The organism is Gordonia paraffinivorans (genome assembly GCF_900683595.1).
In the GTDB taxonomy this organism is placed as follows: Bacteria; Actinomycetota; Actinomycetes; order Mycobacteriales; family Mycobacteriaceae; genus Gordonia; species Gordonia paraffinivorans.
In genome coordinates, this window is the sequence record NZ_CAACYD010000006.1 from 798,350 (window position 1) to 824,572 (window position 26,223).

General features: G+C 70.5%; 24 protein-coding genes, 1 tRNA gene, 1 other RNA gene and 1 pseudogene. 9 read left to right on the plus strand and 18 right to left on the minus strand.

Annotation, left to right across the window (positions count from 1 at the left end; translation table 11 throughout):
- Positions 1-31 precede the first annotated feature (31 nt).
- Positions 32-1,099, minus strand: a complete 1,068-nt coding sequence (locus tag E1P53_RS10620) for an alpha/beta hydrolase (RefSeq protein WP_006901630.1) — start codon at positions 1,097-1,099, stop codon at positions 32-34.
- Positions 1,100-1,174: 75 nt separating this feature from the next.
- Here E1P53_RS10620 and E1P53_RS10625 point away from each other — a divergent pair, with 75 nt between their 5' ends.
- From E1P53_RS10625 to E1P53_RS10635, 3 genes are all read left to right on the plus strand, one after another.
- Entirely contained in the window at positions 1,175-2,476 is a 1,302-nt protein-coding gene (locus E1P53_RS10625) for a MurT ligase domain-containing protein (RefSeq protein ID WP_040527292.1), read from the plus strand.
- Positions 2,473-3,195: a type 1 glutamine amidotransferase gene (locus tag E1P53_RS10630; RefSeq protein WP_006901632.1), complete on the plus strand. Its 723-nt coding sequence runs from the start codon at positions 2,473-2,475 to the stop codon at positions 3,193-3,195. The genes E1P53_RS10625 and E1P53_RS10630 overlap by 4 nt, the downstream gene beginning before the upstream one ends.
- A gap of 87 nt (positions 3,196-3,282) precedes the next feature.
- A complete protein-coding gene (locus E1P53_RS10635) occupies positions 3,283-3,597 on the plus strand; it encodes a hypothetical protein (RefSeq protein ID WP_006901633.1) in 315 nt (104 codons plus the stop codon).
- Between the two features lie 13 nt (positions 3,598-3,610).
- On the opposite strand, the gene E1P53_RS10640 is transcribed toward E1P53_RS10635, so the two are convergent.
- The 7 genes from E1P53_RS10640 to E1P53_RS10670 all read right to left on the minus strand — a co-directional run bounded on the left by E1P53_RS10640 (position 3,611) and on the right by E1P53_RS10670 (position 7,933).
- Positions 3,611-4,360, minus strand: a complete 750-nt coding sequence (locus E1P53_RS10640; protein WP_109239861.1) for a uracil-DNA glycosylase — start codon at positions 4,358-4,360, stop codon at positions 3,611-3,613.
- Between the two features lie 82 nt (positions 4,361-4,442).
- Positions 4,443-5,012: a uridine kinase family protein gene (locus E1P53_RS10645; protein WP_109239862.1), complete on the minus strand. Its 570-nt coding sequence runs from the start codon at positions 5,010-5,012 to the stop codon at positions 4,443-4,445.
- 8 nt (positions 5,013-5,020) lie between these two features.
- Positions 5,021-5,632, minus strand: coding sequence for a recombination mediator RecR (gene recR, locus E1P53_RS10650; protein ID WP_131734284.1), 612 nt, complete (start codon positions 5,630-5,632; stop codon positions 5,021-5,023).
- A gap of 65 nt (positions 5,633-5,697) precedes the next feature.
- The gene (locus E1P53_RS10655; RefSeq protein ID WP_006901637.1) at positions 5,698-6,114 is read right to left on the minus strand and encodes a YbaB/EbfC family nucleoid-associated protein; all 417 of its coding nucleotides are present in this window, start codon (positions 6,112-6,114) and stop codon (positions 5,698-5,700) included.
- Entirely contained in the window at positions 6,092-6,421 is a 330-nt protein-coding gene (locus E1P53_RS10660; protein WP_006901638.1) for a hypothetical protein, read from the minus strand. The genes E1P53_RS10655 and E1P53_RS10660 overlap by 23 nt, the downstream gene beginning before the upstream one ends.
- Before the next feature lie 127 nt (positions 6,422-6,548).
- On the minus strand, positions 6,549-7,427 hold the full coding sequence (locus tag E1P53_RS10665) for a pseudouridine synthase (protein WP_006901639.1): 879 nt from the start codon (positions 7,425-7,427) through the stop codon (positions 6,549-6,551).
- 68 nt (positions 7,428-7,495) lie between these two features.
- The gene (locus E1P53_RS10670) at positions 7,496-7,933 is read right to left on the minus strand and encodes an SRPBCC family protein (protein ID WP_006901640.1); all 438 of its coding nucleotides are present in this window, start codon (positions 7,931-7,933) and stop codon (positions 7,496-7,498) included.
- A gap of 81 nt (positions 7,934-8,014) precedes the next feature.
- Between E1P53_RS10670 and E1P53_RS10675 the strand changes: the two genes are divergently transcribed.
- The 3 genes and pseudogenes from E1P53_RS10675 to E1P53_RS21160 all read left to right on the plus strand — a co-directional run.
- Positions 8,015-9,397, plus strand: a complete 1,383-nt coding sequence (locus E1P53_RS10675; RefSeq protein ID WP_131734553.1) for an FAD-binding oxidoreductase — start codon at positions 8,015-8,017, stop codon at positions 9,395-9,397.
- A complete protein-coding gene (locus E1P53_RS10680; protein WP_006901642.1) occupies positions 9,394-10,713 on the plus strand; it encodes a class I SAM-dependent methyltransferase in 1,320 nt (439 codons plus the stop codon). Before E1P53_RS10675 ends, E1P53_RS10680 begins: the two co-directional genes overlap by 4 nt.
- 94 nt (positions 10,714-10,807) lie before the next feature.
- Positions 10,808-11,059, plus strand: a pseudogene (locus E1P53_RS21160) (protein kinase domain-containing protein); the annotation flags it as partial.
- 462 nt (positions 11,060-11,521) lie between these two features.
- On the opposite strand, the gene E1P53_RS10690 reads toward E1P53_RS21160, so the two are convergent.
- From E1P53_RS10690 to E1P53_RS10715, 6 genes are all read right to left on the minus strand, one after another.
- The gene (locus tag E1P53_RS10690; protein WP_131734285.1) at positions 11,522-12,334 is read right to left on the minus strand and encodes a M15 family metallopeptidase; all 813 of its coding nucleotides are present in this window, start codon (positions 12,332-12,334) and stop codon (positions 11,522-11,524) included.
- Between the two features lie 38 nt (positions 12,335-12,372).
- Complete coding sequence (locus E1P53_RS10695) at positions 12,373-15,120, minus strand: DNA polymerase III subunit gamma and tau (protein WP_131734286.1); 2,748 nt, start codon at positions 15,118-15,120, stop codon at positions 12,373-12,375.
- A 43-nt stretch (positions 15,121-15,163) separates the two neighbouring features.
- A complete protein-coding gene (locus E1P53_RS10700) occupies positions 15,164-16,612 on the minus strand; it encodes a glycosyltransferase 87 family protein (protein WP_131734287.1) in 1,449 nt (482 codons plus the stop codon).
- A 109-nt stretch (positions 16,613-16,721) separates the two neighbouring features.
- A complete protein-coding gene (locus E1P53_RS10705) occupies positions 16,722-17,996 on the minus strand; it encodes an aspartate aminotransferase type Ic (protein ID WP_006901174.1) in 1,275 nt (424 codons plus the stop codon).
- A gap of 74 nt (positions 17,997-18,070) precedes the next feature.
- Positions 18,071-18,165: signal recognition particle sRNA small type (gene ffs, locus E1P53_RS10710), an RNA gene on the minus strand.
- Between the two features lie 125 nt (positions 18,166-18,290).
- Positions 18,291-18,376, minus strand: a tRNA-Ser gene (locus E1P53_RS10715).
- A gap of 80 nt (positions 18,377-18,456) precedes the next feature.
- On the opposite strand from E1P53_RS10715, the gene E1P53_RS10720 reads away from it, so the two are divergent.
- Positions 18,457-19,305: an NmrA/HSCARG family protein gene (locus E1P53_RS10720; protein ID WP_006901175.1), complete on the plus strand. Its 849-nt coding sequence runs from the start codon at positions 18,457-18,459 to the stop codon at positions 19,303-19,305.
- Positions 19,306-19,417: 112 nt separating this feature from the next.
- The gene (locus tag E1P53_RS10725; RefSeq protein ID WP_006901176.1) at positions 19,418-20,374 is read left to right on the plus strand and encodes a calcium/sodium antiporter; all 957 of its coding nucleotides are present in this window, start codon (positions 19,418-19,420) and stop codon (positions 20,372-20,374) included.
- A gap of 55 nt (positions 20,375-20,429) precedes the next feature.
- On the opposite strand, the gene E1P53_RS10730 is transcribed toward E1P53_RS10725, so the two are convergent.
- Complete coding sequence (locus E1P53_RS10730) at positions 20,430-21,512, minus strand: DNA polymerase domain-containing protein (RefSeq protein WP_131734288.1); 1,083 nt, start codon at positions 21,510-21,512, stop codon at positions 20,430-20,432.
- Between the two features lie 5 nt (positions 21,513-21,517).
- On the minus strand, positions 21,518-22,570 hold the full coding sequence (locus E1P53_RS10735; RefSeq protein ID WP_131734289.1) for an ATP-dependent DNA ligase: 1,053 nt from the start codon (positions 22,568-22,570) through the stop codon (positions 21,518-21,520).
- Positions 22,571-22,754: 184 nt separating this feature from the next.
- On the opposite strand from E1P53_RS10735, the gene gluQRS reads away from it, so the two are divergent.
- Positions 22,755-23,669, plus strand: a complete 915-nt coding sequence (gene gluQRS, locus E1P53_RS10740) for a tRNA glutamyl-Q(34) synthetase GluQRS (RefSeq protein WP_131734290.1) — start codon at positions 22,755-22,757, stop codon at positions 23,667-23,669.
- A gap of 9 nt (positions 23,670-23,678) precedes the next feature.
- On the opposite strand, the gene E1P53_RS10745 is transcribed toward gluQRS, so the two are convergent.
- Both E1P53_RS10745 and E1P53_RS10750 read right to left on the minus strand, forming a co-directional pair.
- Positions 23,679-24,689, minus strand: a complete 1,011-nt coding sequence (locus E1P53_RS10745) for a hemolysin family protein (protein WP_131734291.1) — start codon at positions 24,687-24,689, stop codon at positions 23,679-23,681.
- On the minus strand, positions 24,682-26,112 hold the full coding sequence (locus E1P53_RS10750) for a hemolysin family protein (protein WP_109239875.1): 1,431 nt from the start codon (positions 26,110-26,112) through the stop codon (positions 24,682-24,684). Before E1P53_RS10750 ends, E1P53_RS10745 begins: the two co-directional genes overlap by 8 nt.
- Positions 26,113-26,223 lie beyond the last annotated feature (111 nt).

Here is a 26,223-nt window from a genome sequence, read left to right on the forward strand (position 1 = left end):
CCTGCGTGCCCCGACTCGGCCGACTGTTCCCCTACTGCGCGGCGGTGACGGCGTCGCGCACGGCCGCGCACATCCGGTCGACGGCCGCCCGCGCGTCGGGGCTGATGAGGGTCATGTTCGCGAAGCCGTGGATCAGCGAGCCCTCGCGCTGCACGGTGACCGGGACACCGGCCTCCTTCAGCCGCTCGGCGTAGGCCAGGCCCTCGTCACGCAGCGGGTCGAAGCCCGCGACGACGACGTGCGCCGGCGCCAGACCGCTCAGGTCGTCGGCCAGCAGCGGCGAGCACCGCGGGTCGGTGCGCTGGGCGAGGTCGGGGACGTAGTGGTCGCTGAACCACGTCATCCGCTCCTCGGTGAGGAAGAAGCCCGACGGGAACTCCCGGCGCGAGGCGCTCTTCTTCGACAGGTCCGTCACCGGGTAGATCAGCAGCTGCAGCAGCGGGGCGATGTCCTCGCCGCGCACCTCGCGCGCCAGCACGGTGGCGAGATTGCCCCCGGCGCTGTCCCCCGAGACGACGATGCGCCGCGGGTCGACGCCCCAGCGCGGCGCCGCGTCGACGACGAATCGCCACGCCGCGACCGCATCCTCCACCGCGGCCGGGAACGGGTTCTCCGGGGCCAGCCGGTATTCGACGGAGACGACGTCGAGGCCGGTGTCGTGCGCCAGGCGACGCACGAAGCCGTCGTGGCTGATGCGGCTGCCGATGACCCAGCCACCGCCGTGGAAGTAGAGGAGGATGCCTCGCGAGGAGGTCTTCGACCGGTACCTCGTGGCCCTCAGTTCGCCACCGGGGCCGTCGAAGACCAGGTCCTCCTCGGCCGCCATGGGCGGGAGGTCCTCGGCGAGGCCTGCGGCCGAATCGTCGATCTGCTTGCGGGACTCGGCGACGTCGTCGTTGCCCAGGCCGACGCCCGGCACGTGCTCGGCGGCCCAGCCCACGGCGAACATCTCGGGGGCGAGTCGCTCGCCGTCGGAGTTGGTGGGGGCCCACCGGCCGGCCAGTGCCAGGACACCCGGCGGGATCTTCGACGCCCCGCGCATGAGGCCGGCCTGGAGTCGAGCGGGCAGGGACAGTGTCTGATGCGTGTCGCGGCTCACATCCGCAGAGCCTACTTGCTGGTCGGCAGCCGCCACGAGCAACCCGGCGTGCGAGCCTGTGGAACACTCGTGGCCATGTCCGACCGTCCATCGTCCGCCGGTTCCGCATCCCGCCGGGGCACCCGTCTACCCGTCCGCACCTCGGTCGCGCTGGCCGCGGCCGCGGCGGCCCGGTGGGCGTCGCGCGCCACCGGCCGCGGCAAGGGGTCGATGATCGGCGGCCTCGTCGCCGCCAAGATCGACCCCGAGATCATGCGCCGCCTCGCGGCCGGCAAGCGCACCGCGATCATCACCGGCACCAACGGCAAGTCGACGACCACGCGGATGGCCGCGGCGGCGATGGCCGAGCTCGGCGAGGTCGCCACGCAGGCCGACGGCGCGAACATGGACGCCGGCATCATCGCCACGCTCACCCTGACCCGCACCGCGCCGTACGCCGCGCTCGAGGTCGACGAGCTGCACGTGCCGCACGTCAGCGACGCCGTCGACCCCGAGGTGCTGGTGCTGCTGAACCTCTCCCGCGACCAACTCGACCGGGTCGGGGAGATCAACATGATCGAGCGACGGCTCCGCGAGGGCATCGCGCAACATCCGTCGACGACCGTCGTCGCCAACTGCGACGACGTGCTGGTCACCTCGGCGGCCTTCGACGCCCCGAACGTCATCTGGGTCGCCGCCGGCGCGAGCTGGGTGGGCGACTCGGTGAGCTGCCCTCGCACCGGCGAGCCGATCGTGCGGTCCGGGGACGGCTGGCGGTCGACCGGGGACGAGAACTTCCGCCGCCCCACCCCGCAGTGGTGGTTCGACGACGAGAACATCTATGGCCCCGACGGCTTCTCCGCCCCGATGACCCTCTCGGTGCCCGGTCGGGCGAACCGTGGCAACGCGACGCAGGCCGTCGCCGCGGCCGTCGCGATGGGCGCCGACCCGGCCAAGGCGGTCGCCGCGGTCGGCACCGTGGGCGAGGTCGCCGGGCGCTACGGCGTGCACCAGATCGGCAACCACTCGGTCCGCACCCTGCTCGCGAAGAACCCGGCCGGCTGGCAGGAGGCGCTGTCGATGATCGACCAGGACGCCGACGGCCTGGTGATCGCCGTCAACGGCCAGGTCCCCGACGGCGAGGACCTGTCGTGGCTCTGGGACGTGCGCTTCGAGGCCTTCGAGACGATGCAGGTCGTCGCCTCCGGCGAGCGTGCCGCCGACCTCTCGGTGCGCCTGCTGTACGCGGGTGCCGAGCACACCACCGTCCCCGACCCGATGGAGGCGATCGCCTCGTGTCCGCCGGGGCGGGTCGAGGTGCTGGCCAACTACACCGCGTTCCGCGATCTCGGGGTCGCGATGGAGCGCGCCGCGCGGGCTCGGAAGGGCGAACAGTGAGCGAGTCGACTCTCCGGATCGGGCTGGTCCTGCCCGACGTCATGGGCACCTATGGCGACGGCGGCAACGCCCTCGTCCTCAAGCGGCGCGCGATCATGCGCGGCATCGACGCCGAGGTCGTGCACATCACCCTCGACGACCCGGTGCCCGATTCGCTCGACGTCTACACCCTCGGCGGCGCCGAGGACTACGCACAACGCCTCGCGACCCGCCACCTCACCCGGTATCCGGGGCTGCAGAAGGCTGCGGCCGCGGGACGCCCGGTGCTGGCGATCTGCGCCGCGATCCAGGTGCTCGGCCACTGGTACGAGACGTCCGCGGGCGAGCGGGTCGACGGCATCTCGCTGTTCGACCTGACCACGTCCCCGCAGGAGAAGCGCGCCATCGGCGAGCTCGTCACCGAGCCCGTCCACCCCGCGCTCACGCAGCCGCTGACCGGGTTCGAGAACCACCGCGGCGGCAGCAGGCTGGGCTCCGACGCGAAGCCCCTCGCCCGGGTCAAGCACGGCGTCGGCAACGGCGTCGGCGACAGCACCGAGGGAGTCGTGCAGGGCAGCGTCATCGGCACCTACATGCACGGCCCGGCCCTCGCCCGCAATCCCGAACTCGCCGACCATCTTCTCGCGACCGCTATGGGCGTCGATTCGCTTGCCCCGCTGGATCTTCCCGAGGTCGACCGGCTGCGCCGGGAGCGCCTGGCGGCGGGACGCCGCCGCTAGGACACCTCTGGCGAATCGCCCCACACGCACTCTGATCGTGGGGCAGGATGTGCACCAACCGACGTGTGCGAGTTACGGAGGTGCACCGTGACCGAGAACCGGGTGCTGCACGTGATTCAGCACGCCATCCTCACCTGCGAGGACGGCGTGTGGACGGGGCGATACGGCGGAGAGGACTGGTCGGTGATCGCCGGTTCGCACGACGAGGTCCTCGAGCAGATGGTCGAGACCCTGCACCGCCTCGGCGACGACGACGAACACCGATGGCGGATCATCTCGCTGGCCGAGGCGGTCGCCGCGGGCGAGCGCACCGAGGAGGGCTTCGAGGCGCGCTTCATCGATCGCGAGAGCTACGAGAACCGGGTCATCGAGGCGATGGAGTCGCAGTTCGAAGAGGAGTAGCCCGCCCTCCGGTTCACCGGCCCGCCGTATCGATCCCCGCCGTATCGATCCCTGCCGACCGTGCGGCCGCCGCGAGGACCTCGACCAGCATCTCGGCGGTCAGCCGCCCGGTGAAGGTGTTGTGCTGGCTGACGTGATAGCAGCCGAACACCTCGAGGGCCGCATCGCCGCGCGTCAACGTCGTCGAGACCCCGTGCCCGAACTTCGGTGCCGGCCTCGGCACCGTCCAGCCCAGCGCGGCGAACGTGCGAAGCGTTGACTGCCAACCGAATTGGCCGAGGGTGAGTACGGCCCGCACGCTGGGGGCGAGGAGTTCGAGCTCGGCGTGCAGCCACCGGGCACAGCGATCACGCTCGTCGACGGTCGGCTTGTTCTGCGGCGGGGCGCAGTGCACGGGGGCGGTGATGCGGGTCTCGACCAGCTCCAGGCCGTCGTCGAGGGACACCGAGTGCGGCTGGTTGGTCAGGCCCGCGGAATACATTGCCGCAAACAGGAAGTCGCCGCTCTGATCGCCGGTGAACATGCGGCCGGTGCGGTTGCCGCCGTGCGCCGCGGGGGCGAGGCCGACGATCAGCAACCGCGCGTCGGCCGGACCGATCCCCGGCACGGGGCGTCCCCAGTACTCCTCGTTCTCGAATGCGCGGCGCTTCTCGCGCGCCACCTGCTCGCGCCATGCGACGAGTCGCGGACACGCGCGGCAGTCGATCAGGTCCGCGTCGAGTTCGGCGAGATCGCGGTACCGCCGCCGTCGTCGGGTGGCCATGTCCCGACCCTAGCGGCCCGGGAGCCGCCGGATACCGGACCGCCCCAGACCGATGTCGCAGACCGGTGTCACAGACCGCATCTCACGGACGGTCGAGCACCACGCAACGCTCGCGGGTTCGGTCGACGGCGAACCAGCCGCGCTCGAACTCCTGCCACTGCCGAAGGTGCTCGCGGGACGTCTCGCCGTCGCGTGCCACCGCGCGTTCGAGGCGTTCCTCGGCGGTGCCGCCGTCGAGCCACAGGGCGTGCGTCAGACGCTCGGCGATACGCCGGCGCGCCGACGACACGCCCTCGATGATGAGCAGGGGCTGCCACTCGACCCAGACCGCCGGGCCGGGGGTCGCCACCCCGTCGTGCCACACCCTCGGACGGTAGCGGTAGTCGCGGCGTCGGACGAACGAGTGCAGGATGTCGGCCTCCAGTTCGGGCCACCACGCGACCGGATTGTCCCAGGTCGCGAAGTCGTCGGTGCGCACGAGCGTCACCCCGGTCCCGCGAGCCCGCAGACGCTCCACCAGCTGGTCGGCGACCGTCGACTTGCCCGCGCCCGACGGGCCGTCGACGGCGACGATCCCGGCGTCGAGCTGATCGGCGAGGTCGTCCAGACGGGTTTCGACGACCGCGGCGTGCGGCCTGAGCGACGAGGTCATCGCCCGGCTCAGGCGAGGACGCGCCGGCCCGAGAGTGCCCGGCCCAGGGTGAGCTCGTCGGCGAACTCGAGGTCGCCGCCCATCGGGAGGCCCGATGCCAGACGCGTCACCGACAGACCGGGGAAGTCCTTGAGCATGCGCTGCAGATAGGTCGCGGTGGCCTCGCCCTCGGTGTTGGGGTCGGTCGCGACGATGACCTCGGTGACGTCGACGCCGTCGGCCTGGTTGCCCAGACGGCGCAGCAGCTCGCGGATGCGCAGCTGGTCGGGGCCGATGCCCGACAACGGGTCGAGCGCGCCGCCGAGCACGTGGTAGCGCCCGGTGAACTCCTTGGTGCGCTCGATCGCGTGCACGTCCTTGGGTTCCTCGACCACGCAGATCTTGGTGGCGTCCCGGCGCGGGTCGGAGCAGATCCGGCACAGCCGGTTCGCCGCGACGTTGCCGCATTCGGCGCAGAAGATCACGTCGTCGCGGACCCGGCCGAGCGCCGCGATCAGTCGATCGATCTCGGACTTCTCCCCCGCGAGCAGGTGGAACGCGATGCGCTGCGCGCCCTTGGGACCGAGACCCGGCTGCTTGGCCAGTTCGTCGATCAGATCCTGGATCGGTCCTTCATACATCGCGTGGTGTCCGGGTTTCGTTCGGGAGTCGTCGGAAGTGAGTCGTCAGCGTCGGGCGGGCCGGCTCAGCCGCCGAGCCCGGGGATGCCGCCGCCGAGACCTCCGGCCAGCGGACCCATCTTCTCGCTGGCGAGCCGCTCACGCTTGCGCGAGAGGTCCTCGAGCGCGCCGAGCAGCAGGTCCTGCAGGGTCTCCACGTCGTCGGGGTCGACGATCTTCGGGTCGATGGACACCTTGGTCACCTCGCCGGTGCCGTTGCCGGTCACGGCGACCAGGCCGTTGCCCGCGCTACCGACGATCTCGGCGGACGCGATCTCGTCCTGGGCGGCGAGCAGCTTCTCCTGCATCTGCTGTGCCTGGGCGAGCAGACCTGCCATGGGGTTCTCGCCGCCCTGGCCGCCGCCGAACAATGCGCTGGGATCGAAAGGTTGCGTCACGGTGTCCAGCGTAGCCGCCGGGTCAGCGCAACAGTCGGTCGACATGCGCGGCGATGTCGTCGACGGTCGCGTCGTCGACCGGACTGACCTCGAAGGACAGCACGCTGTCGCCGAAGAGACGGCCCGCGCGGGGCGTCAGCGAGAACTCGAACCGGTCGTCGACCCGGCGCCACTCGACAATGCCGCCGTAGACCGGCGCGCTCGCCCCGGTGGTCACGCAGTGCTCGTCGGCCCGGGGCCCGCCGGTGAGATCCCGCTGGATCTGGAAGCACGCCATCGACTCGTCGTCGATGAACACGACGGCCTCACACCCGAGGTCGGGGTGCCGCTCGTAGGACGCTCGGATGCTCACGGTGGCCAGGGTAGATCCTCGGCCGCTGCCGTGAATCGCTCCCGCCCGCGAATGGACCCCCCCGAAAAGCACCCCCGGGAAGGAGCGGATGGCGATGGGGCATCCGCTGAGCGCTGGAGGGCGGAGTTCAGGGACGGTTCTCGGGCAGCACCGACCGCCGGCTCTCGTACCGCCGGTGCGTGCCGTCGATCGGGTCGGTGAACTCGAGAGCGTGCGCGACGAGCCGCAGCGGTTCGGAGAAGTCGCCGTGGTCGGGACGTTCGGCGAGTTCGGGACGGACCTCGGGGTACAGCGGGTCGCCGACGATCGGCACCCCCAGCGAGGCCATGTGCAGCCTCAACTGGTGGGTGCGGCCGGTGTGCGGCACCAGCCGGTACACGCCGCCGTGCGCGGTCCGCTCGACCAGGGTGATCTCGCTGATCGCGTTGACCGGACCGGCCACGACGCGGGCCCGCAGGTCGCCCGCGGTCTTCTCGATGCGGTCGGAGACGGTGACCGTGTCCGCGAGCCGCTCGTCGACGGGGGCGAGCGCGCGGTACTCCTTGCGCGCCCGGCGGGAGGCGAAGAGATCCTGGTAGGCGGCCCGCACCTCGGGTCGCAGGGTGAACAGCAGCACCCCGGCGGTCAGGCGATCGAGCCGGTGCGCAGGCGAGATGGTCTCGCTGCCGAGCTCCCGCCGCAGCCGCACCAGCGCGGTCTGGGTGACGTGCCTGCCGCGCGGCATCGTGGACAGGAAGTGCGGTTTGTCGACGACGACGATGTTGTCGTCGCGGTGGAGGATCTCCACGTCGAACGGGATCGGGACCTCCGCCGGCAGGTCCCGGTACAGATAGATCGAGGTGTTGACCTGCGACGGAGCGTCGAGGTCGACCGGCCGGCCGCCGGCGTCGACGATCTCACCGGCCGCTGCCCGGGCGCGCAGGTCCGCCGGCGTGAGTCCGGCGAGGGACGGCGACTGCAGCAGCGCCTCCCCGACGGTGGTGTCGGGACCGGCCCGCAGCACCACCCGCGTCGAGTCGACTCCGTCCCGGATCGGGAGCGGTGAGGGTCGCGCCCGACCGCGCCTGCGCCGGCTCAGTTCTCGAGACGCTTCTTGAGGTTGCCGAGGACCTCCGCCTGGATGCCGTTGAGGGCCCGGGGCGCGAAGGTGCGCTCGAAGAATCCGCCGATGCCGCCCGAGCCGTTCCAGGTGGTGGTGGCCGTCACCTTCGAGCCGTTGCCCGACGGCGCGACGGTGTAGGTGGTGACCATCGACGAGTTCGCGTCACGTTCGGTGACGGTGTCGGGGGTGACGCTGACCTCGGCCCGGACGTCGCGCTGTCGCTTCTCGGTGGCCTGCAGTATCCAGTGGACGACGGTGCCGTCGCCGTTGCCGCCGCTGATGACCTCGTAGTCGCGGTAGTGCGAGGAGAGGATCGCCGGACGCACCTCGGCGTAGTCGGCGAGGGCACCGATGACGGCATCGGGAGCGGCCGAGATGTCGATCGACTGCGATGCGGTTATCTGGCGCACGTTTGCACTCTCCTCCGGGACCAAAGATTGGCGGGCGAACTGATCAGGTCCTAGGCTAGCCGGGTGAGCTCTGGGCTGGAGATGGGGGGAGAGGCATTTGACCAGGGGGTGTCCACCCTGCTGGCCAGTTATCGTGCCATTCCTCCGAACGCGACAGTGCGGCTGGCGAAGAAGACGTCCAATCTCTTCCGCAAGCGCGCAGCCAATCCACATCCCGGGCTGGACGTCTCCGGGCTCGATCGGGTGATCTCGGTCGACGCCGAGAACCGCACCGCGGACGTCGCGGGGATGTGCACCTACGAGAACCTCGTGGCCGCGACCCTCCCCTATGGTCTGGCCCCGCTGGTGGTGCCGCAACTCAAGACCATCACCCTGGGCGGCGCCGTCACCGGGCTCGGGATCGAGAGCACCTCGTTCCGTTCCGGGCTGCCGCACGAGTCGGTGCTGGAGATCGACATCCTCACCGGCGACGGCGAGATCATCACCGCCACACCCACCAACGAGCACGCCGACCTCTTCTACGGGTTCCCGAACTCCTACGGCACGCTCGGTTACTCGGTGCGCCTGAGGATCGAGCTCGAACCGGTCAAACCGTTTGTCGCACTCCGCCATGTGCGCTTCACCTCGATCGCCGACCTCCAGGCGACGATGGACCGGATCGTCACCGAGAAGACCTACGACGGCGAACGCGTGGACTATCTCGACGGGGTCGTGTTCACCGCCGACGAGTCCTATCTGACGCTCGGTCGCCAGACCGACGAGGAGGGCCCGGTCAGCGACTACACCGGGAAGGACATCTACTACCGGTCGATCCAGTCCAAGACCACCGACCGTCTCACCATCCACGACTACCTGTGGCGCTGGGACACCGACTGGTTCTGGTGCTCAAGGGCTTTCGGCGCGCAGAACCCGAAGATCCGCCGGTGGTGGCCGAAGAAGTACCTGCGCAGCAGCTTCTACTGGAAGCTCATCGCCTACGACCACAAGTACAACATCGCCGACCGGCTCAACGCCCGCAAGGGCCTGCCGCCCAACGAACGGGTCGTCCAGGACATCGAGGTGCCGATCGAGCGCACCACCGAGTACATCGAGTGGTTCCTGGAGAACATCCCGATCGAGCCGATCTGGTTGTGCCCGTTGCGCCTTCGCGAGCCGGCTCTCCCGGGTTCGGACCCGGTGCGCCCCTGGCCGCTGTACCCGCTGGAGCCGCGTCGCACCTACGTCAACGTCGGCTTCTGGTCGGCGGTGCCGGTGACCCCGGGCAAGCCGGGCCACACCAACAGGCTCATCGAGCGCAAGGTCGCCGAGCTCGACGGCCACAAGTCGCTGTACTCCGAGAGTTTCTACGAGCCGGACGAGTTCGACGAGCTCTACGGCGGTGAGAGTTATCGGCTCCTGAAGAAGCGGTACGACCCTCGCGGCCGCCTTCTGGACCTCTATGCGAAAGCGGTGAAACGCCAATGACGACATTCAAGGACGCACCGGCCGGTGCGGACTCGCACTCGGGCAAGATGTCACTCGCCGAGATCTTCGAGACCCTCCTCGGCGGCAACCTCTCCATCCGCATCTCGGCCTACGACGGCAGCACCGCCGGCCCGGCCGACGCCCAGTACGGCCTCAACCTGAAGACGCCGCGCGGCACCACCTACCTCGTCACCGCACCCGGCGACCTCGGCCTGGCCCGCGCCTACATCGCAGGCGACCTCGAACTGGTCGGCGCACACCCGGGCGACCCCTACCCCGCGCTCAAGGCGCTGGCCGAGGACCTGTCCTTCCACCGCCCGTCGCCGCTGCAGCTCGCCCAGATCGCACGGTCGCTGGGCATCGAGCACTTCAAGCCGATCGCCCCGCCGCCGCAGGAGGCCGTCCCGCGCTGGCGCCGCTTCGCCGAGGGCCTGCGCCACAGCAAGGCCCGCGACGCCGAGGTGATCCACTACCACTACGACGTCTCCAACACGTTCTACGAGTGGGTCCTCGGCCCGTCGATGACCTACACGTGCGCCGTCTACCCCGACCGCGACGCGTCGCTGGAGACCGCACAGGAGAACAAGTACCGGCTCATCTTCGAGAAGCTGCGACTCAAGCCGGGCGACCGCCTGCTCGACATCGGTTGCGGATGGGGCGGAATGGTCCGTTACGCCGCCAAGCGCGGGGTGAAGGCGCTCGGCGCGACGCTGTCGGCCGAGCAGGCCGAGTGGGCGCAGAAGGCCATCGTCGACGAGGGGCTGAGCGACCTCGCGGAGGTGCGTCACAGCGACTACCGCGACATCACCGAGTCCGGCTTCGACGCGGTCTCCTCGATCGGCCTGACCGAGCACATCGGCGTGAGCAACTACCCGGCGTACTTCGGCTTCATGCGCGACAAGCTGCGCACGGGCGGCATGCTGCTGAACCACTGCATCACCCGGCCCGACAACTCGAGCCGCGCCAAGGCGGGCTCGTTCATCGACCGCTACGTATTCCCCGACGGCGAGCTCACCGGCTCGGGAAAGATCATCTCCAAGCTGCAGGACATCGGCGGCATGGAGGTCATCCACGAGGAGAACTTCCGCGAGCACTACGCGATGACGCTGCGGGACTGGAACGCCAACCTGGTCGAGCACTGGGACGAGGCGGTCGCCGAGGTCGGCGAGGGAACCGCCCGCCTGTGGGGCCTGTACATGGCCGGATGCCGGATCGGTTTCAACCGCAACATCATCCAGCTCCATCACGTGCTGGCGACCAAACTCGACGAGCGCGGCGGACACCAGGTGCCGCTGCGTCCGTGGTGGAACGCCTGACGGGACAGATCGACCTCGTCGACGGGGCCGCCTCCACGCCTGTGTGAGTGCGGTCCCGTCGCGTATCCGCCCCGATCACAGACGAGGAGTCCAATTGGGTTCGCTGCGTGCAGGCGACGTCCTCGCCGGATACACGATCATCTCCGAACTCGGTTCCGGCGGAATGGGTACCGTGTACCTGGCGCGCCACCCACGCCTGTCCCGCAACCAGGCGCTCAAGGTCTTGGACTCGGCCCTCGGCGCCGACCCGTCGTTCCGCGACCGGTTCCGCCGCGAGGCGCAGCTCGCCGCCCGCCTCGACCACCCCAACATCGTCGCCGTGCACGACGCGGGCGTCGACGACGGCGTCGGCACGGGAGACGACGACCGTGCGGGTCCGGCGACGTCGACCCCGCGCGTCGCGCAACCCACGCCCGGAGACGGGCGGCCGGCCCCCGTCCCCCAACCCACGACCGTGAATCCGCCTGCGGGCGCGCCGTTGACCGGGACCTGGCGCGGGGCGGTGACCGGTGACGACAGCGGTTTCGACGTCGTGGTGACCTTCGCGGGGTCCAATCCGGTGCGGGCCACCGTGGAGTATCCCCAGATCCCTTGTGCCGGAACCTGGTCTGAGGAGTCGAGGCGGGGTGACACGATCAGCCTGGTCGAGCGGGTCACGAGCGGCCCCTGCGTCACGTCGCAGATCACGCTGGATCGCCGACCCGACGGAACGCTCGGCTTCCGGTCCGACTACTTCGCCGAGTCCCGGGGCAGGACGCTGACCATCTACGCCACCCAGCGACGGGCGTGACCAGCGCCGGACGAGCGGTCAGGCGAGCGGGACGTCGATGATCGGACGCCGCACGTCGGCGCCGGGGCCGTCGAAGTGCCACCACTCACCGGGGTAGACCTCGAGTCCGCCGGCGGCCATCGCTTTTCGCAATCGCGCACGTGCCGCCTGTGCCGACGCGGAGACCCCCTGCGTGGCGTACGCGGTGGCGTTCGGGGTGAACGAGTCGAAGTCGGTGCCCATGTCGACCAGGCACAGACCGGGACCGACGCGGCGGTGCACGGGGCAGTTCGGGTTCCGCGCGGCGAGGGTGACGTCGACCGAACGTCCCGACTCGTGGCTCGTCGAGTACGGGCCGGGCGCGGCGACCCACGCCGGATCGGGGACCTTCTCGAACATCCGCTGCTGCACCGAGTGCGGCCGGTAGCAGTCCCAGAACACCAGAGTCTCGCCGCGTGCCCGCAGGTTCTCGGCGGCGGTGCGGAGTCCGGGTACCAGCGAGTCGTGCACGAGGCACCGTGCGTTCGCGGGATAGAGCCGCTCACCGACGAAGTTGCGCGGCGTCGCGTACCGGAGATCGACGACCGCGTCGGGCACTGCGGTACGCACGTCGACGAAGCCGAGTGCCCGCGCTCTGTCGTCCACGGCGGGCCGCGGGGTCGGCGAGAACGACTGCGGCGCAGGCGAGGCCGGGCTCGAGTGCACAACTCCCGAGGTATCGGGCGCCGACCGTGTCCCGGCCGCCGGGGGCTCCTCGCCCGGCGTTGCGCCCGCACATGCGGCGGAGAACGCGAGCGCCATCGCGGCCGACACGGCGACCATTGCTGCGCGCCGGGCAGATGACAACACCATCTCAGCGTTCTACCACGCCGACCGCGCGGGCCGGCGGATCACTCGATCGGCCGGGCACCCAACTCGGACTTGAGCAGCTCGAGCGCGACCTGATCGGGATCGAGGCGTTGGTCGGGGCTGGCGGTCCGGGCCTCGGCCACCATCTCCGCGCGTTCGTCCTCGGGGATGTCCTCGTCGGCGCGTGGCGGCTCGGGTTCCTCCGGCTCCGGCGGCGGCTCGGGCGCCGGGGCCGAGGGCGCACCCTGGCTCCGCCCTCGGCTCGGCCGAGAGAAAGACGGCTTCGGCTTGGGCTGCTGCCTCGGCGCCGGTCCGCCGCCCCTGGCCCCCGCCGGTGCGGCGGCTCCCGGAGGCTGGTGCACGGTGCGGACGTCGAGCGGCACGCCGAAGACCTCGGCGAGCGACTCTCGGATGATCGCGACCGCGTGCGGCGCGGAGAGACGTCCGACCAGGACCTCCACCGGATGGGCGAGCACCACGGTGTCGCCCTCGAGCGCGACGATGACCGCGGCCGACAGCATCGGCTCGAGGCTCTTGGAGCGTGACCGCACCGCGGCGCGGATGTCCTGGTAGCGCTTGCTCACCGTCTCGAGGTCGAGCCCGCCGGACGGCGCCGGCTCGGGTTCCGGTTCCGGGGTCCGCGCGGGCTCCGGCGGCCGGGGTCGGGCCGGCATCGCATCGGGCGGCGGCACCGAGTACTCGTCGACCGGCTCGTCCGGCAGCGGGATGTCGTCGTAATCGGCGGCCGGTGCCGGTTCCGGGACAGGAGCCGGCTTCGGCGCCCGGGTCTCGGATCCGCTGCGCTCGGGACCTCGGGCTTCTGTGCCGGTGATCTCCGGGCCACGGGTTGCGGGGCCACGCGACTCGGGGCGGGGCGACTCGGGGCGGGGCGACTCGGGGCCGGGCGACTCGGGGCCGGGCGCCGGCGCATCGGCTGCGGGCCGGCGTGACGGCGGTTCGGGCGAGGTCGGGGTGCCCGCGTTGCGGGCCGCGGGTTGGGCCGGCTCCTCGAACAGCGGCGCGGTCAGGTCCTCGACGGCCGCTTCCTCCGCGACCTGTCCGGCGGCGTCGTCACCCGCAGGCTCGGCGCCGGGCTCGTCGGCGCCCGGCGCCGGCGCGTCGACGGCCAGTTCGGACAGCGCATCCGCCAGGACGTCGGTCCCGGCCAGGACCTCGGGGTCGTCGGCGTCGATCTCCGCCGCGGCCTCGAGCTCGAGGTCCGGGTCGGCCAGACCGGGCTGTTCGACCGCCAGCTCGTCGAGCATGTCCTCGTCGGCGGTGGCGGGTGCAGCGGCGGCGGGCGCGTCCGCGACCGGAGCATCCGCCGTGGCCGCCGGCGCGACGTCGGCCGGCTCCGCGGCGGTCCGCGGCGCGACCGGCTGCGAGGCGACCGGCTGCGGGGCGGTCGGCTCGGGCGGCACCGGCCGGGCTTCCGCCGACGGCGCGTCGGGTGCCGACCGCATCGGTTGCGCGGCCGGAACCTGTTCTGCCACATCGGCTTCGGCGGCCTCGGCCGCAGCGCGCCGGGCTTCCTCGGCGGCCCTGGCCTCCTCCATCGCCTTGCGCTGCGAGGGCCGGATGAACTTCGGTTCCGGTTCGGGTTCGGCCGGTTTCGGCGGCACCGGGATCGACGTCGTGCCGACGCCGGACTCGAGGCGTTCGAGTCGTTGCAGCAGCGCGGCGTCGTCGGCGGATGCGGCCGGGAGCAGCATCCGCGCGCACATCACCTCGAGCAGGAGACGCGGCGAGGTGGTGCCGCGCATCTCGCCGAGCGCGTCGTGCACGATCTCGGCGAACCGCGTCAACGACGCGGGACCGAGCTTGGCGATCTGGGACTGCATCCGCGCCAGCTGATCACCCGGCGCCTCCACGAGTCCGCGGTCGGCGGCGTCGGGGACCGCCTGCAGCAGGATGAGATCGCGCAGGCGCTCGAGCAGGTCGACGGCGAATCGCCGTGGATCGTGCCCGGCGTCCACGACCTTCTCCACGGCGCCGAACAACGCGGCGCCGTCGGCCTCGGCCAACGCCTCCACGGCGGTGTCGATGAGTGCGATGTCGGTGACGCCGAGCAACGCGAGCGCGCGCTCGTAGGCGACGCCGTCCTCGTCGGCACCGGCGAGGAGCTGGTCGAGGATCGACAGCGAGTCACGGGGCGATCCGCCGCCGGCGCGGATGACCAGCGGGTAGACCTCGGGCGCGACGCGCACGCCCTCCTTCTCGCAGATCTTCTCCAGGAGGCCGCGCATGACGGGCGGCGCGAGCAGGCGGAACGGGTAGTGGTGCGTGCGCGACCGGATCGTGGGCAGCACCTTCTCCGGTTCGGTGGTCGCGAACACGAAGATCAGGTGCTCCGGCGGCTCCTCGACGATCTTCAGCAGCGCGTTGAAGCCCGCGTTGGTGACCATGTGGGCCTCGTCGACGATGAACACGCGGTAGCGCGACTCGGCCGGCGCGTAGAACGCCCGGTCGCGGAGTTCACGGGTGTCGTCGACACCGCCGTGGCTGGCGGCGTCGAGTTCGATCACGTCGAGGTTGCCGGGGCCGCCCGGGGCGAGCGCGACGCAGGATGCGCACACACCGCAGGGACGGGATGTGGGGCCTTCGACACAATTCAACGACCGCGCCAGGATTCGCGCCGACGACGTCTTGCCGCAACCGCGCGGACCCGAGAACAGGTACGCGTGGTTGATGCGCCCCGAGTCGAGGGCGCGGCTCAACGGTTCGGTGACGTGCTCCTGCCCCACGACGTCGGCGAAGGTAGCCGGGCGATAGGTGCGATACAGAGCCACGCGTCGAGAGTACCGGCGGACGGTGACACCCGAGGACCCTGCCTCACACTGCCGGGGTGGCCCCCGTGTCCGGGTTGTCGGCCATCGGCTCGCCGGCCGTTCCGACCAGGTCATCACCCCTGGCGGCGGCATCCCGCGTGCCCGCGTCCACCGGTCGACCATCGCCGTCGGACGAGGACGCGGCCGGTTCCGCGGGCAGGCCGCCGTCGGCGATCACGGCCGCTGCGACGCCCTTCGCGATGACCGGCGCGGTCGGGTCGGCCGTCGCGCCACGACGCCCGGACACCCGCAGCGCGACGACGGCGGCGACCAGGATTCCGAGGTAGCACCAGAGGTAGGGGCTGACGGTGAACCAGTTCATCCAGGTGACGCGGGTCTTCACGTACAGGCCCGTGTAGTAGGCGTCGGGCACCAGCTCGGGCACGTGCGTCGGCCACGCGAACACGATCAGGAACAGGGCGATCGCCCCGGCCGCGGCGAGTCCGCGGCGTACCGAGGCGAGCCGGGCGTCGAGGGCCAGGTGGACGCCGATGACGATGACCGGCACGAACCACACCCAGTGGTGACCCCAGGACATCGGGGACACCACGCACGCGGTCATGCCGACGATGCTCAGCGCGAGCAGCTCCTGCCCCTTGCGGTGGGCGTAGGTCGCGACCGCGAACCCGGCGACGAGGGTGGCCAGCGCCAGCCCTCCGTACAACAAGGTCGGCGGGTGATCGGTGTCGAGGTGGTTGGCCAGCATCCCGCGCAGGGACTGGTTGCCGCGCAGCTGCGCGGAGCCGACCCGTTCGGACTGGAACAGCTTGTCGGTCCAGTACGCCCAGGAGTCCCGCGGGAGCACGGCGAAGCCGACCAGCACGGTCAGCGCGAACCCGCCGAGGACGCCGCTGAACGCCCGCCAGTTCCGCTGGACGGCGTAGTACCCGGCGAAGATCAGCGGGGTGAGCTTGATGCCCGCCGCGATGCCGGCGCCGAAACCCTTGGTCCGCGAAGTGTCCGGACGCGTCAGGTCGGCCAGGATCAGCAGCATCAGGAAGACGTTGATCTGCCCGTACCAGATGGTCGTGCGCACCGGCTCGAGCAGCATCGACGCCGCGACCAGCGACATCGCGACGACCCGCAACGGCCAGGTCGGCGTCCGGCAGAGGGCGCGGAAGCTGAGCATGACCACCGCGTAGAGCGCCACGACGATCCCGATGGTCCAGATCCAGCGCGCGACGTCGAAGGAGATCAGCGCCAAGGGTGTGAAGAGCAACGCGGAGAACGGCGAGTACGTGTAGTCGAGGTCGCCGATCATCTTCACGTCATAGAGGTTCGCGCCCTCGGTGACCGCCTCCGCTCCCTGCCGGTAGACGGCCAGGTCGATCTGATTGTTCATCAGACCCCAGAACTGGGCTCCCCAGGGCACGACGACATCCTGGAGTGCCAGAGCGACGACCCCGAAGATGGCGAACCCGGATGCGAGAAGAACCGGCCTGGGCAGATTCACGATTTACAAGACTGTCATAAGAGACGGTGCATACCGGGATGCTCGCCCGCCAATGAGATCAATCTAACTCCGCCACCGCGTTTCGCCGACGGCGTGTCGCGTCGGCCGGTCAGGACTGCTGTGCAAGCAGCGTCTCGGCGGACGCGAGCAGAACGCAGGTCGACACCCCGTCCATCGCGGCCCGGAGGTCGTCGGTGTTCGGGAAGGTCGGCGCGAGCCGGATGTTCCGGTCGTGCGGGTCGACCTTGTACGGGAACGCCGAGCCGGCCGCGGTCAGCGCGATGCCGGCCTCCTTGGCCAGCTCGATGGTGCGGCGGGCCGCGCCGTCGATGACGTCGAGGCTGATGAAGTAGCCGCCCTCGGGCTCCGACCAGGAGGCGACCTTCGACTCGGCGAGCCGGTCTTCGAGGATGTCGAGCACGATCTTGAACTTCGGCTCGATGATCTCGCGGTGGCGCGCCATGTGGGCGCGCACCCCGTCGGCGTCGCCGAAGAACCGCAGGTGGCGCAGCTGGTTCACCTTGTCCGGGCCGATGGTCTTGAAGCCGAGGTACTTGGAGAACCACGCGACGTTCTCCGGCGACGAGCCGAAGAACGCGACACCGCCGCCGGCGAAGGTGATCTTCGACGTCGAGCCCAGCACGTACACGCGGTTGGGGTGACCGGCCTGCGCCGCCATCTCGATGACCGGCAGCGGGGTCGGCGGCGCGTCGACCAGGGTGTGCACCGCGTAGGCGTTGTCCCAGTAGATGCGGAAGTCGGGCGCGGCGGGCATCTCGAGCAGCCCGCGGGTGACCTCTTCGGAGAAGGTGACGCCGGTCGGGTTCGAGTAGGTGGGCACGGCCCACATGCCCTTGATGCTCGGGTCGCCGGCGGTGAGCTCCGCGCACAGGCGCACGTCGGGGCCGTCCGGGAGCATCGGAACCGGGATCATCTCGATGCCGAAGCTCTCGGTGATGGCGAAGTGCCGGTCGTAACCCGGTACGGGGCAGAGGAACTTGATCTTCTGGCGGCCCCACGGCTCGTCGGAGTCGGGGGTGCCGTGCAGCAGCCCGAAGACCGTGAGGTCGTGCATCAGCTCGAGGCTGGAGTTGCCGAAGGCGATGAGGTTCTCCGGATCGACGGCGAGCAGCTCGCCGAAGATCGCGCGCAGCTCGGGCAGGCCCTTGAGGCCGCCGTAGTTGCGGGTGTCGGTGCCGGTGCCGTCCCGGTAGTCCTCGCCGGGCAGCGACAGGAGCGCGTTCGAGAGGTCGAGCTGCTCCGGCGCCGGCTTGCCGCGGGTGAGGTCGAGCCTGAGGCCCAGCGCCTTGAGGTCGTCGTAACGCTTCTTCAGATCCGCCTGGGTGTCGCGAAGTCGGTCGGCACTCATCGAGTGGAAATTCAACGTAGGACCTTTCGCGGCACGACGCCGAAATGCGGGGGTTCCGACGCCGCAGACCAGAGAAATGTGAATGGGAGATAAGGGGACCCCGCGCACCCGAGAGAGCCCGTTGACCCTTGCTGCCTTCCGGCCCTGGGGGAGTTCACAGGATGCACGCCGCGCGGGATCCGTCGTCCAGTGTAGCGAGCGCTCGAAGGGGTGCGACACCGACCCTTCCCCAACGTCACGACCTGCGAAAACCCCGAGAAACGACGAAGGTCCGCGGCGATCGTGACGATCACCGCGGACCTCTCGCGGCGGAGGATAGGGGATTCGAACCCCTGAGGGCTGTTAACCCAACCCGCGTTCCAGGCGAGCGCCATAGGCCACTAGGCGAATCCTCCAACGCTGGCGATGATAGCGGCCTGACGTCCGCTCGCCCAAACCGCTTGCGACCCGCGTCACCCGCATTAGGGTCGAAGCCATGTCCGATTCCTCTCCCGTCGTCGTGATCGGGGCAACCGGAGGCCAGGGCGGCGCCGTGGTCGACGCGCTGCTCGAGGCCGGTTTCGGAGTGCGGGCCCTGGTCCGCGATGCGGTGTCGTCGAAGGCCGCGACGCTGGCCGGGCGCGGAGTCGAGATCGCCGTCGGCGACGTCGTCAGCGGCATCGGGCTCGCGGACGCGTTCACCGGCGCCTCGGGGGTGTTCGCGATGACGACGCCGTTCGAGTCCGGGGTCTCCGCGGAGATCGCGCAGGGCAGGGCGCTGATCGAGGCGGCGACGTCCGCGTCGGTTCCCTACCTGGTGTTCTCGTCGGTGGCGTCGGCCGACCGCGGCACCGGGGTGCCGCATTTCGACTCGAAGTTCGAGGTCGAGCAGATGCTGGCGGCCACCGACATCCGGCACACCGTCGTCGCCCCGGCGTATTTCTACGACAACCTGCTCGCGAGCTCGGACGCGCTGGCCGCCGGGGTCATGCCGATCGCGATGCCGGCCGACAAACCGCTGCAACAACTCTCGCGCCGTGACCTCGGCCGGTTCGTCGCCGGCCTGTTCGCGACACCCGACGACCACGTGGGCGAGCGCATCGAGATCGCCTCCGATCAACCCACCCCGAACGAGATGGCCCGGATCGCCGGCGAGGTCCTCGGCACCCGGGTGATCGCGGAATCATATGATCCCGAACGCATCCCGTCCCCGGACATGAGCGCGATGTTCGCCTTCCTCGGCGATCGCGGCTACGAGGTCGACATCCCGGCCCTGCACGCCCGCTTCCCCGACGTCGGCTGGCAGTCCTTCGCCAACTGGGCGGCCGAGGCCCTGCATCGGTGATCCGGCGGCACCGCCGATCCCGCGAACTCGGCGCGGCGCGCTGCCGTCCGATGCCGCATGATCGTCGGGTGCACACCCACCGAGCCCAGCATCTGACGAGTCGGGCGCACGCATGCTCGTAGACGCAGGACTGGTCGTCGCGGGCCTCGCCGGGCTCGTCATCGGCGCGGAGTTCCTCGTCCGCGGCGGATCGGCGATCGCCACCCGGCTCGGGGTGTCCCCGCTGCTCGTGGGCCTCACCATCGTGTCGGTCGGGACGAGCATGCCCGAGCTGGCGGTCGGCATCGACGCGACGCTCAACGACGCCGGGCCCCTCGCGGTCGGCAACATCGCGGGCACCAACATCGTCAACATCCTGCTGATCCTCGGCCTCTCCGCGGCGATGGTGCCACTGGCCCTGGGGAAGCAGACCCTGCGCCTCGACCTGCCCGCCATGTCGATCAGCGCGGTGCTGATGCTGGTGCTGAGCCTCAACGGCTCGCTCGGGCGGATCGACGGCGTGATCCTCCTGCTCCTCGGCATCGGCTACACGGCCGCGGCGATCCGGTCGGAACTCCGGGAGCGGGCCACCCCCGTGGAGGAGGAGATCGCCGAGGAGCTACCCGCGAAAGGCGGCCCGCTGTGGCTGCGCGCCCTCGAACTCCTCGGCGGCATCGCGGCGGTGGTGGTGGCGGCGGACTGGCTGGTCGACGGGTCGGTGTCGATCGCGACCGACCTCGGGGTGAGCGAGGCGTTCATCGGCCTGACCATCGTCGCGATCGGCACGTCGGCGCCCGAACTGGTCACGACCCTGATGTCGACCATCCGCGGCGACCGCGACCTCGCGATCGGCAACCTGATCGGCTCCAGCGTCTACAACATCGTGTTCATCCTGGGCGTGACCGCGCTGGTGAAGCCGATCGAGGTGACCAGCGACCTGATCCGGGTCGACATTCCGTTGATGACCGCCGTCGCCGTGCTCTGCATCCCGGTGTTCGTCTCCGGCCGGCGCGTGTCGCGGCTCGAGGGCATCGGGTTCGTGGCGTTGTACGTGATCTACCTGGTCGTCCTGCTCGTGTTCCGCACGTAGCCCGTCGGTGTTCGGCCCGTCGGTGTTCGGCCCGTCGGTGATCGCGGCCGCGAGGTCAGTCCGCTATCCGATTGCCCTTCTCGTCCCAGTGCGAGGCGACCTTCTTCGACGGCTGCACCCGCGGCGGCTCCCCCGGCATCTTCGGGTAGCTCGGCGGATACGGCATGTCCCCCAGCCCGTTCTCGTCGTCGCGGTGGACCATCTCGAGCAGCTTCTCGATCCCGCGGCGGTGGTCGGCGATGTCGGCCCACGGGTCGCCGCGCTCGGCGAGCATCTTCGGGACCGTCGCCATCGTGCAGTCGTCCGGGTTCACCTCGGCCAGCTCCGCCCAGGTCACCGGCGTGGAGACCCGCCCGATCGCGCTGCGCCGCACCGAGTACGGGGCCGCCATCGTCCGGTCGCGGGCGTTCTGGTTGAAGTCGATGAAGATGCGTTCCCCGCGTTCCTCTTTCCACCACGACGTGGTGACGTTGTCGGGGTCGCGGCGTTCGAGTTCGCGGGCGATCGCGATGACGCAGCGCCGGGTGGCGATGAAATCCCACAGCGGCTCGATGGGCACGTACACATGGATGCCGCGTCCGCCGGACAGCTTGACGAAGCCGCTGTAGCCGAGCTCGTCGAGCAGCGGCTTCAGCCCCTCGATGGCCACCCGGCGCACGTCGTCGAATGTGGTCCCCGGCTGCGGGTCCAGGTCGATGCGCAACTGGTCGGGGTGATCGTTGTCGGGGTGGAGGGTCGGCCAGGTGTGGAAGGTGACGGTGCCGAGGTTGGCCGCCCACACCAGGTCCGCGGGGACCGTGGGGCGCAGGGCATCGGCGGTTCGCTTGGAGGGGAACACGATCGGCGTCGCCTGCACGTGCTCGGGCCGTTTCTTGGCGATGTGCTTCTGATAGATCTCCTCGCCCTCCACGCCGTCGGGGAAGCGCTGCAGGAACGTGGGCCGGTCCCGCGTCGCCCGCATCAGCGGGCCGTCGCCTCCGCCGTCGACGCCGAGCGCCACCGTCTGGTAGTAGCCCACGAGATCCCGTTTGCGACCGCCGTTCTCGCCGAGTTCGGGGAAGTAGATCTTGTCGGGGTTGCTCAGACGCACGGCGATCCCGTCGACGTCGAGTTCTTCTGCGGGAGAACGAGATGGCATGGGCGTCATTCCCCTTCGAGGACGTCGTGCAGGTCGTAGGTGAGCGGGACCTCGAGTTGGTCGTAACCACAGCTCTCGGGGTCGCGGTCCGGCCGCCAGCGCAGGAACTTCACGGTGTGCCGGAAGCGCTGCTTCTCCATCTGGTCGTAGGCGAATTCGGCCACGAGCTCCGGGCGGATGGGTATCCACTCCCCCGATCTCTCCGACCGCCAGCGGGTGGGCTCCCCGGGCGATGCCTTGTCCGGGTCGAGCCGCATCGGCTCGAACATCTCCTGCAGTTCGATCCGCTTGGCGTCGGAGAAGGCGCCGGCGCCGCCGACCATCCGGAGTTCGCCGTCGTCGCCGTACAGTCCGAGCAGCATGGAGCCGAGTCCGGTGCCCGACTTGTGAATCCGGTAGCCGATGATCACGCAGTCCGCGGTCCGCTTGTGCTTGACCTTGAGCATCTCCCGCTTGTTCTCGACGTACGGGCCGTCGAGGCGCTTGGCCACCACGCCGTCGAGGCCGGCGCCCTCGAATGCGGAGAACCAGTCCTCGGCGACGGCCGGGTCGGTGGTCACCCGGCTGACGTGGAAGCTGCGATCGCGCTCGGGGCGCCCCACCGCTCGCAGCAGCGCCTCGCGCCGGACCTCGAACGGCTCGTCGGCCACCGAGGTGTTGCCCAGCGCGAGCGCGTCGAACCCGATGAAGATCGCCGGCGTCTTCTCGGCGAGCATGGTCACCCGCGACTCGGCGGGGTGGATGCGCTGGGTGAGCGAGTCCCAGTCGAGACGGTGGGTGCCGCAGATGAGCGCCGGCACCCCGATCTCGCCGTCGAGCACGGCCTTGTCCGGCAGTTCGGCCCTGGCCGCCTCGACGATCTCCGGGAAGTATCGCGCCAGGTCCTTGCCCCCGCGCGAGCCGATGACGACCTCGTCCCCGTCCCGGAACACGAGCGCCCGGAATCCGTCCCACTTGGGCTCGTACGAGAAGACCGTCTCGCCGTCGGGCTGATGGGGCACGGCGGTGACCGCCTTCGCCAGCATCGGGGCGACGGGTGGCATCACCGGGAGATCCATGGGTTCACTGTTCCTCACATCTCGTGGCGGGCGCAACGATTCGGGCCGGCATCGCGGCGGCCGCCGCGGCATGGTCATGCTCGGGTGGGTGCATCGTGAGGGACAGACCGGCGAGGCCCCGGTTTCTCATCGCCCGACCCGGGCGCGCCGGATTCGCTGCCTCCGAAGCGGTACCCTCGACGCGATGTCGACACAGCACGCAGCGGGCCGGTACGCCCCGTCGCCCTCCGGTGACCTGCACGTCGGCAACCTCCGTACCGCCGTGCTCGCCTGGTTGTTCGCACGGACCACCGGCCGCCGCTTCCTCATCCGGATGGAGAACCTCGATCGAGCCGTCGACGGGGCCGACCGGCGCCAGCTCGACGACCTCGCCGCCCTGGGCCTCGACTGGGAGGAACCGGTCGTCTACCAGACCGACCGGCGCGCGATCTACGCGGAGATCATCGACGAACTGCGTTCTGCCGGGCGCACCTTCGAGTGTTTTTGCACTCGTCGCGAGATCCTCGAGGCCCCGTCGGCGCCCCACGCGCCGCAGGGCGCCTACCCCGGTACGTGCCGCGACCTCACCGACGCACAGCGCGCCGAGAAGATCGCCGCGGGTCGACCCCCGGCCGTCCGCATCCGCGCCGAGACCAGCGAGTTCACCGTCACCGACCTGCTCCACGGCAGCTACACCGGGATGGTCGACGACTTCGTCATCCAGCGCAACGACGGGACCCCGGCCTACAACCTCGCGGTGGTGGTCGACGACGCGGCACAGGGGGTCGACCAGGTGGTCCGCGGCGACGACCTGCTCTCCTCGGCCCCGCGTCAGGCCTACCTCGCCACCCTGCTCGGCGCGACGCCGCCGACATACGCGCACGTGCCGATGGTGCTGAACCCCGAACACGTGCGCCTGTCGAAGCGCGACGGCGCGGTGACCCTCGCCGACCTGGCGGCCCGGGGCGTGTCGTCCGAGCGGGTGCTGGCGCACATCGCGCGGTCGCTCGGGCTCGCCGCGCCCGGCGAGGTCGCCGACCTTCCCACGCTCGCGGAGCGCTTCGACCCCGCAGCACTCCCCCGCACTCCCTGGATCCTGCATCCGGGAGAGTGGGACTGACCCCGCCCCCTACGCCGCTGTCGCCAGCAGCCGCTGCAGGAGGTCGTTGAGGGTCACCAGACCGATCGCGCGACCGGAGTCGGTGACCAGCGCCAGGTGGGCACGGCGTTCGCGCATGGCGGCCAGGGCCTCGTACACCGGCCGGCCGGCGTCGATCCGCAGGACCGGTCGCATCAGGTCGGCGGCCGTGGTCCCGGCCGGGGCCTGCAGGCTGTCGCGGACGTGCACGACTCCGTGCACGGTTCCGCCGCCCGGCTCCCGCACGAGCAGCCGCAGATGCCCCGAGGTCCGCCCGGCCGTCTGGATGTCGGCGGGGCCGGCCGCCGGCGGGACCGAGCCGAGCCGGTCGCGGGGGGTGACCACGTCGCCGAGGGTGAGCGATTCCAGTTCCAGCGCGCTCGTCAGGTGGGCGTGATAGCGCTCGTCGATGGTGCCGACCGTCGCCGAGTGCTCCACCAGGTGCCGCAGCGCGTCGCTGTCCTGGCCGGCCGCGACCTGGTCGACCGGTTCGACACCCACACGCCGAAGGCACCGGTTCGCGAGACGGTTCAGCTGCACGATCACCGGGCGCGTCACCCACATGAAGGCGCGCATCGGCAGGGCCAGCACGATCGCCGACCGCTCCGGGTGCGCGATCGCCCACGACTTCGGCGCCATCTCCCCCACCACCAGGTGCAGGAAGGTCACGATGACCAGGGCCAGCACGAAGCCCGCGATGTCGGCCGACCAGTAGGGCAGTCCCCAGCCGGTGAACAACGGCGTGAGCCAATGGTGCACAGCCGGTTTGGTGACCGAACCCAGCGCCAGGGTGCAGACGGTGATGCCGAGCTGCGATCCCGCGAGCAGGACCGAGAGCTCCGACGCGCTGCGGAGTGCGGCGCGTGCGCTGCTGCTCGACGCCGCGGCGTCCTCGAGCCGGTGGCGTCGGGCCGCGATGAGGGCGAACTCGACGGCGACGAAGAATGCGCTCGCGGCGATCAGGACCACCGTGAGCACCGCGACGATCCACGGGTCACTCATCGTCGGCCTCCTGCCCTGCGCCGGCCCCCGCGACGAGATCGCGGGCCTCGCCCGCCTCCGGTCGCATGGACACGAGTGCGGGGACGTGCTTGTCGACCTCGAGGACCGTCACCCGGACGACCCGAGGGGCGGGCTCCTCGTCGTCGAGGATCGCGGCGGGGTCGGGTTCGATGGTGACGGTCACCGTCTCCCCCTCCTGCGGCAGGCCGACGTACACGGCGATAACCAGACCGGCGACGGTCTCGTAATCCCCTTCCGGCAGTTCGAGTCCGATCGCCCGCGACACCTCGTCGACGTGGGCGTCACCGCGCACGATCCAGCCGTCCCCGGTCTTCTCGACGACGGCGGACGTCTCGGGATCGTGTTCGTCATCGATCTCGCCGACCAGTTCCTCGGCGATGTCCTCGGCGGTCACCACGCCGGCGAAGCCGCCGTACTCGTCGATCACGATCGCCATCTCCTCGTCGGCGTCGGACAGGGTCTCCAGCACCTCGGGAAGTGGCAGTGTCGAGGGCACGACGACCGCCGGACGGCACAGGCTTCCGGCCGTCGCATGCGGGTCGGCCTGCGCCGGGGTCGTCGTCATCGCGTGCGACCAGTCGAGCAGATCGTGCAGGTGCACCACGCCCAGCACCTCGTCGCCGGGGCCGGCCACGACCGGGTAGCGGGTGTGTCCGCCGCCCATCAGCGCGAGCAACTCCTCGGCGGTGACCGAGGCGTCGACGTGGTCGGTGTGCGGACGCGGGATCATCGCGTGTTCGGCCGTGCGCGTGGGGAACTCGAGAACCCGGTCGAGCAGGACCGACAGATCGGCGGGCAGTTCGCCGGCGTCGCGGGACTCCGCGACGATGTGCTCGAGGTCGCGCACCGAGGCCGAGTGCTCGACGTCGTGCACCGGTTCGATCCGCAGGGCCCGCAGCAGCAGGTTCGAGGCCTTGTCGAAGAGCGCGATCAGCCAGCCGAAGAGAGCGAGGTAGACGGTGGTCGACCTCGCCAGCCACAGGGCGACGGGCTCGGCGCGCGCGATCGCGAGGTTCTTGGGGAAGAGTTCGCCGAAGACCATCTGCATGACGGTCGAGAAGCCGATCGCGACGACGGTGCCGATCGCCACACCCACGCCGAGCGGGATGCCGACCTCGCCGAGCAGGTCGCCGATCCCCGAGCCGATCAGCGGTTCGGCGACGTAACCGACGAGCAGGCCGGTGACGGTGATGCCGAGCTGGGCCCCGGAGAGCATGAACGACGTGCGACGGGTGACGGAGAGCGCGCGCCGGGCGGCGGGGTCACCCGATTCGGCGCGGGCTTTCAGGCGGGAGCGGTCGACCGCCATGTAGCCGAATTCCTGGGCCACGAAGTAGCCGGTCAGGGCGGTGATCAGCAGGACCACCAGCACCCCGAGGCCGATGCCTGCGATCGTCAGCACGAGAGCGTCCGATCGTCGGCGACGAGGAGAGCGTCAGGGTGGGAGTCCCCGCGGGCGGCCGCGGGGTCGGGACTCGATTCAGGTCTGTGTGCCGGGTGGTGCCGTCGGCGT